The sequence below is a fragment of the Kaistella jeonii genome, assembly GCF_000812865.1.
GTDB lineage: Bacteria > Bacteroidota > Bacteroidia > Flavobacteriales > Weeksellaceae > Kaistella > Kaistella jeonii.
The window spans coordinates 1-6,613 of the sequence record NZ_JSYL01000024.1; the positions used below are offsets into that span (position 1 = coordinate 1).

The following is a 6,613-nucleotide window of genomic DNA, read 5'->3' on the forward strand; positions in this document are numbered from 1 at the left end:
ACATCCGTATCTGAAATCTCTTTTTGGACTTTATCCTCAAATATCAATGCAGAATTTTGTAAAAACTCTTGTTTCCAGATAGAGATCTGGTTGGGATGCAATTCAAACTTCAATGCCAATTGCTGCAGTGTTTCTCTTTCTTTTAAAGCCTCAATTACTACCTTGGCTTTAAAACTACCATCAAATTTCCTTCTAATTTTTCTCATGTTTTTTCCGACTATTTAAAGTTAATAATTTCAACTTAAATAGTGGTCTAGATTTTCAAGGGTATTATATACAGGAAAATGTTGGAAAACAAATGTATGGCATTGTCGTATATTCAACTTATGATTCTGCATTAGAGGACAAGGTAGCTCATTTCACAGATGTTTTCATAGTTGATTCGGAAATTACATCTGAAGAAGAAATACAAATAATTGAAAATAAAATAAATGAATATGCTAAAAAAATAAAAAGTTCCAAAGTTATTGATAAGAAACTTAAATGCTTTGATACAACGAAAGAAGTACATCAATATATTGAGTATTTTCGTAGAGGATTATCATATCGACCAACTGACATAAGTACTTTTGACTCTATTGCAAACTATACACTTGAAAGGGCAGTTTTAAGAAACTATTACAATATGGGCGAATAACACCACAGCTAACAGCGTATTGGCAATAGTGCGGAGGAATCGGTAGTTTAACCATTTTAGATATTCCGAAAATTAGTTTATAATAGAAAGATTTGGCATATTAATCCGCACCATCGCCAATACGCAAAACGTTAGGCGCTATTTTAAAAAAACTAATATGATAAGAATTTTAATTTTTTCTATAACATGTTTTTTACTTCTTTCAGGTTGTAAGAGTAAGAACAATGATCAGGAGATGAAAAATGATGTATCTAATTATTTTATGTCGATTAAAAAAGGTGATACCGCGGAAACTAAAAAATTATTCTCTGAAAATGGTCAAGATAATAGTGGTATTGTACCAGCAAATATTTTTTTCATAAAATCAAACTATAAAAGAATTAAACCAGATTCAATAATAAAAAGTATGAAAATTGAAGATTCATATATAATTAGCCCGAATATAAAATCTAAAAAAATTGAATTCGTACTTAACGCTGAGACTGATAGTCTAAAAATTGTGAAACCTTTAATAATGACTTTTGAATTTCCTGTTCCATACAAAAAAAACTCTATGACATTGTGGATCCAAAATATGTTTGAATGGAGAGATAATAAAACTGATATAAAAAGATATAAAAATTAAATTGAAATTATCGGAAAAAAACATCGCCTAACATGGTATTTCTACAAGCGGGGTCGAATTTATAATTAAGAAGATTTTCGATATTTTCACTATTTTAGCAAGTAGAAAGGGTTTGCATTTTAAGCCCCGCCTGCAGAAATACCCAACCGTTAGGCTACATTGTATGAAAATCACACTTCCTTTAACAATTTACGGAAAATATCAAACTGATTTTTCATACGCAGAAATCATAAATATTCTCGATAAAAAAACCTCTGAAAAATATTTATTAGGAATGAAAATTGACAAATATGAATACGAAGAAAATAATAAAACTATAAAAATTCAACGTTATTCTATTGGTTTGGACGCTTTTTTGGAATCATTTCCATTAATAAAAATGAAAATTGAAAATGAAAATTCCATGGTTGCAAATGTAAAAATTACTCCAAGTTATTTCAGAATTCTTTTTTTTGCAGTTTTTGTTATTGTTTTTATTCCTGCTGCATTTTTTGCTGAAAAATGGACAATAAATGACATACTACGAACACCAACTTTACCTGAAAGATTTCTTTTTTCACTTGCTGGAATAATACCTGGGATATGGTGTTATTTTCAATTTATAAGACCGATTAAGAAAACTGAAAAGTGGTTAATTGAAAAACTAAAACTGCAAAAATTATAAAACAACGTCGCCTAACAAGATATTTCTATTAGCGGGGCGGAAGTTTCTATCATAAAGATTTTCGCTAATTGTTCAATTTATTATATTTACAAAGACCTGTTATAAAAAGTCCCCGCCAACAGAAATACCAAACCGTTATCACTCATTTTAACAACATCCGCCAATATGAACGAACTTTTAAAGCAAACATTAAATGAATATTTTTCAGACTTCAAAAAATATCATCTTATAATTTTAATTTGTTTTGCTGCTTTAATTGCTCTTCTACAAATTCTGCAGACATATATTCTATCAACAAAGATTGAAAAATTTAAGGCACAACTAAAAAAATCCGAAATAAGATTTTCTAAATACAACGAATTGCAAATTTCCGCATTAAGAAAAATCTACCATCAACTTGCAACATTCCAATTAGCCAATAACCTCATTTTCAATACTGATCTAAATTCTTTTGGTCACACAAAATATAAAACAAGAATAAACGAGTGGATTAGAATTTATGTAGAATGTTCAAGTGAATTTGCTCGAGAAAAAATTTTATTGACTCAAGAAATTAAAACTTTGTTTTCGCAAACAATTTCTGATTTTGAAGATGTGAAAAAAATTTTAATTGATGAAAAGCATAATCTTGATTATTATGAAATGGAACATTCTGGGAATTGGAATTTAATGTATGACCTTGAAGAGGATGAACTTTACAGTATCGGTTTAAAAATTGGAAAACTAAAGGAAAAATCGTCAATAAATAATTCCGATGTACATATTCGACTATTACGTGAAAAAATAGAGGAAGTTTTTCAAAAAATGGAATAAAAACGAGTGATAACACGGTATTTATACAAGCGGGTCTGAAGTTTTCATCGAAGATTTTAGCGATTAATTAAGTTTTTAGCAAGTAGAAAGTTTTCGTATTTTTATCCCGCCTGCATAAATACCCGGACGTTATGGGCAATGCTAACAAATATTGTTTTCAAAATCAAATTACAGATTAAAATAGATGAAGATCATTTTCAAATACGGAAGTTTAATCGTGTTAATTTTAATTTTTCTATTGAAAACACAAAGATATTCAGACTTCTTGGCGTCAAATGATATTCTGAAAACAATAGGAATAATTGCTGTTCTCATTTTTCTAAACTTTGTAATTATCTATATTTACGAGTCAAAAAGTAAAACAAAACATAGATCGACAAACGTGTTGGTGATAATATTTTTACTTTTAATTACATTAAATATATTTTTCAATTATCTTCAATTCAAAAAAGAAATTTGGAAAGAATACTATGTTCCTAACAATTATTTCTTGAAAGTAAAAGGGTATGAGATCAAACTTTACAAAGACAATTCTTATGAAATAAACGAATATTGGCATGGCGAAAGCCAACATTACTTTGGAAAATATAATTTTGTAAATGATACTTTAAACATAAATGATAAAAACATTGAAACAAAAACTGAATCCCAACTAACGTCACAATATCAATTTAACAAATATTCAAAAGAATTTGAGCCGTTAGAAAATGGATTTAAAAACTTGAAAAATCGTGAGAAATAGCACTGCCCATAACACGGTATTTCTATTAGCGGGGCGGAAGTTCCTATCATCAAGATTTTAGCTAATTGTTCAATTTGCTATATTTACAAAGACTTGTTATAAAAAGTCCCCGCCAACAGAAATACCCAAACGTTGTAGGAAACCTTTCAGAAAAATATCGCATAACAAGAAGTGACAATCTAAATGATGAAAAAATGGAAAACAAAGAACAAGATGACAAATTTTTCGTTGTAGATGGTGCAAAATGTATGTGCGACAAGGGAACAATTCCTGCAACTCTAAAAGTTACTTCGCATACTAAAACTATTTTCAATAGTGCAGATTCCGACAAATGGGCTGCAACTGAAGAAGATGTGCAATTTAAAGAAGGTGCAACTTGTTTTGGAAGTTGTGCAATAAAAAACAATAATCCTTGTAGTTTTGTTCCCGTAGGAAAATGGTTGAAACCATACGAAAAAGTAAAAATATTAGAAAAATCTGCCATCATTGAAACTTCATTACTTATGTGTTCAGTTGGTGGAAAAATTACGGTGAAAAATCATGGACAAACTGCTGAAATTGGAAATTCTCATGTTCAGAAAGCAGATGCAAGAGTGATGAATGTTTTAAATCCTTTCATGGATTTTGAAGAATTCCAAGCAGATTTCGACGAAAACCAATATTACAATTAAATTATGGGAAACATTTTAAAAGGAATAAATGGAGAACGTTTTCCCGTAATCGGAAATGTCAAAGAATACAACGTAACTTTTTCGGAAGGATTTGATATTACTTCTATAAAAGATGATGAAATTCTGTGGCAAGTTTACTGGGCAACCGGATTTAGTGAATACGAAAAAGTTCCTTTTTCGGGACAAAAGAAAGGACGAAAAGCTACCTATAAATTTTTACAAAATTTACTGAATAAAAATCTTCAAATTAAAGCGACTTACAAAGATGAAACCGTAGAATTACATGTTACACCACAAGCAAATGGAGAAGTAAAAATCATAGATGTATTTTTCACAGATTTAGATTATAAAATTTTGCAGGATTCACCAAAATATTTGAACAGCGTGAATCTACAGATTTATACACTTAATATGCTTGGAAAAGCGGTAGAATTTAAAATTTATAATACAGCAAACGGACAAGATATTGAAGTTGCAAAAAGTAGGGAACCTCTGGTAATTGTACAAAAAAATGGAATTGTAAAAACAAAAAGTGCCGTACTTTTACACCAAGGAATGGCTATCCAAACACAACAAAATCTTTCTGCTGAAGAGCATCAATACAAAGTAAAAGTTTGGGAAAGTGGCAAGGAAGACAATTTCTACGAAGAAGAATTGAAGGTGAAAAATGAAAGTGGAAGTTTTAGTGTACCGAAAAACGCACAAAGTCCTGTGAAAACAGGAACTTCGGAAACTGTGAAACCGAAAGAAAAAACCGAAGATGATAAAAAATGTTTTTGTCAAAAAGAATTTTCGGAAGATGATATAAAATCTTTTTATAATTCTAAAAAACTTTTTACTCATAAACTATGTCCACTACCAGAAAATCAGAAAACCTATGCGGAATTTACAAAGGCTCTTAATACTGCAATGAATTTATATGATATCAATACTTGTTTAAGAAAAGCCCATTTTTTAGCACAAGTGCAAGTAGAATCTGATAGTTTAAATACAACGATTGAATACGCAAATGGATGGGATTATGATTATTCTACTCATTTAAAAGGATACAATGAATTTAAACCTTATGCTAACTATAAAAAGGATAAAAAATTAAGTGCTGAAATTCACAAAAAATATACATCTGCAGAAATAAAAAAATTACAGAGAGAATACAATAGATACTTTGAATGCTTAAAACATAAAAATGATGAAAAAGGAGATGGTCCAAAATACAAAGGAAAAGGATTATTACAGATAACTTGGAAAGATACATACATAGCATACTTTGATTATATTAAACATCCTGAATATTTACCTAATCCTGATATCGTTGCTAAAAATATTACAAATGCTTGCGATGCATCTGCTTGGTATTGGAAGTTTCATTCAATTTGGGGTAATCTTAATCTCGCAGCGGATAGAGATGATATTTATTACATTAGTATTGGAGTAAATGGCGGTTTTAATCATTTTGATGTAAGAATTAAAAATGTTAAGAAAATATTAGAATTAATGAAAGTAAAAGAAAGATGTAAAAATATTAGTAGTCTAGAAAAAGATTTAGCAAAATATAAATATTCAACAAGTAAAATGAAAGAAAAACAATATGGAAAAGATCATAAAAGCACTTTCGAAAAATACGATGATAAATAAAACAGCGGTTTTTACGACATTTTTATTTGCAAATTTGATATTTGGACAAAACAAAATTGTTCAAGATTTCAATTTAGATAATGTAAAAGATGTTATGAATTATAAATGTTTTAGAGTACAAGATTTTATTACAGAGCCGTATTGTCAAGTAACAATAGTTTTGGGTAAAACAAATAAAAAATATATATTCAATTTAGGATATGTTTCTGATCCTACAATTGGAAGCTATGGAAGAGGTAATATTTACCTTTTTGACTCGTCAGATGACACAGAATATACAAGAGAATATAATTATTCTAAAAAATATTGTGATTGGATTTTGACAAGCGACGTAGAATTGTTAAAATATAAAAACGACAAGGAAGTCAGTCTTTTGCCCAAAAAATATTTAGTTGGTATTGGGGGAAAAAAATATCCAATTTTAAAGAAAAAATCAAAAAAATAAATTATTCAGCAGATTTAAAGAAAATTCCGAAACAAGTTTGGGAAAGAGCCAAATGAATTTCTGCAAATGAAAATTATGCTTCAAAATTCCACAACTTTGTAAAAATAAAAAAAACAAAATAATGTTAAAAAAGGCATCCTACAACATGGTATTTGCAAAAAAAGCCCCGAAATTATATTGCGCATAGGGGCTTTCTTCGCAAATACCCAACCGTTGTAGGATATGCTATGACAACTTTTCCCCGAAAGAAACATTAAAATAAAACCTGTCAAATTGTAACTTTTAAATTACCTTTGTGAAATGAAAGTAAGAAAAGTTATTGCTTTTAAAAATTATTTCCAGGATTTTATTTCGAGCCAAGAAATTAAGGTTCAAAATAAG

9 protein-coding genes are annotated in these 6,613 nt (G+C 29.0%); 8 read left to right on the top strand and 1 reads right to left on the bottom strand.

The genetic code is table 11. The annotated features are described in order from the left end of the window. Positions 1–206, bottom strand: a 206-nt coding sequence (locus OA86_RS14955; RefSeq protein WP_039355085.1) for a transposase, incomplete at its 3' end; no start/stop codon positions are given. A gap of 92 nt (positions 207–298) precedes the next feature. Between OA86_RS14955 and OA86_RS14960 the strand changes: the two genes are divergently transcribed. The 8 genes from OA86_RS14960 to OA86_RS14995 all read left to right on the top strand — a co-directional run bounded on the left by OA86_RS14960 (position 299) and on the right by OA86_RS14995 (position 6,232). After that, positions 299–637, top strand: coding sequence for a hypothetical protein (locus OA86_RS14960; protein ID WP_039355088.1), 339 nt, complete (start codon positions 299–301; stop codon positions 635–637). A gap of 157 nt (positions 638–794) precedes the next feature. Next, complete coding sequence (locus OA86_RS14965) at positions 795–1,262, top strand: hypothetical protein (RefSeq protein ID WP_039355091.1); 468 nt, start codon at positions 795–797, stop codon at positions 1,260–1,262. Between the two features lie 163 nt (positions 1,263–1,425). Beyond that, positions 1,426–1,926, top strand: coding sequence for a hypothetical protein (locus OA86_RS14970; RefSeq protein ID WP_039355094.1), 501 nt, complete (start codon positions 1,426–1,428; stop codon positions 1,924–1,926). Between the two features lie 165 nt (positions 1,927–2,091). Then, entirely contained in the window at positions 2,092–2,739 is a 648-nt protein-coding gene (locus OA86_RS14975) for a hypothetical protein (protein ID WP_039355097.1), read from the top strand. A 238-nt stretch (positions 2,740–2,977) separates the two neighbouring features. After that, a complete protein-coding gene (locus tag OA86_RS14980) occupies positions 2,978–3,481 on the top strand; it encodes a hypothetical protein (protein ID WP_126340472.1) in 504 nt (167 codons plus the stop codon). Between the two features lie 194 nt (positions 3,482–3,675). Next, positions 3,676–4,152, top strand: coding sequence for a DUF4280 domain-containing protein (locus OA86_RS15460; protein WP_126340471.1), 477 nt, complete (start codon positions 3,676–3,678; stop codon positions 4,150–4,152). Positions 4,153–4,155: 3 nt separating this feature from the next. Continuing rightward, positions 4,156–5,787: a glycoside hydrolase family 19 protein gene (locus OA86_RS14990; RefSeq protein ID WP_039355101.1), complete on the top strand. Its 1,632-nt coding sequence runs from the start codon at positions 4,156–4,158 to the stop codon at positions 5,785–5,787. Next, positions 5,741–6,232, top strand: a complete 492-nt coding sequence (locus OA86_RS14995; RefSeq protein ID WP_039355103.1) for a hypothetical protein — start codon at positions 5,741–5,743, stop codon at positions 6,230–6,232. The genes OA86_RS14990 and OA86_RS14995 overlap by 47 nt, the downstream gene beginning before the upstream one ends. Positions 6,233–6,613: the final 381 nt, after the last annotated feature.

Bases quoted from the DNA above. Each gene is read 5' to 3' on its own strand.
- OA86_RS14960 (WP_039355088.1), top strand. From the start codon at position 299: ATGTATGGCATTGTCGTATATTCAACTTATGATTCTGCATTAGAGGAC.
- OA86_RS14965 (WP_039355091.1), top strand. From the start codon at position 795: ATGATAAGAATTTTAATTTTTTCTATAACATGTTTTTTACTTCTTTCA.
- OA86_RS14970 (WP_039355094.1), top strand. From the start codon at position 1,426: ATGAAAATCACACTTCCTTTAACAATTTACGGAAAATATCAAACTGAT.
- OA86_RS14975 (WP_039355097.1), top strand. From the start codon at position 2,092: ATGAACGAACTTTTAAAGCAAACATTAAATGAATATTTTTCAGACTTC.
- OA86_RS15460 (WP_126340471.1), top strand. From the start codon at position 3,676: ATGGAAAACAAAGAACAAGATGACAAATTTTTCGTTGTAGATGGTGCA.
- OA86_RS14990 (WP_039355101.1), top strand. From the start codon at position 4,156: ATGGGAAACATTTTAAAAGGAATAAATGGAGAACGTTTTCCCGTAATC.
- OA86_RS14995 (WP_039355103.1), top strand. From the start codon at position 5,741: ATGGAAAAGATCATAAAAGCACTTTCGAAAAATACGATGATAAATAAA.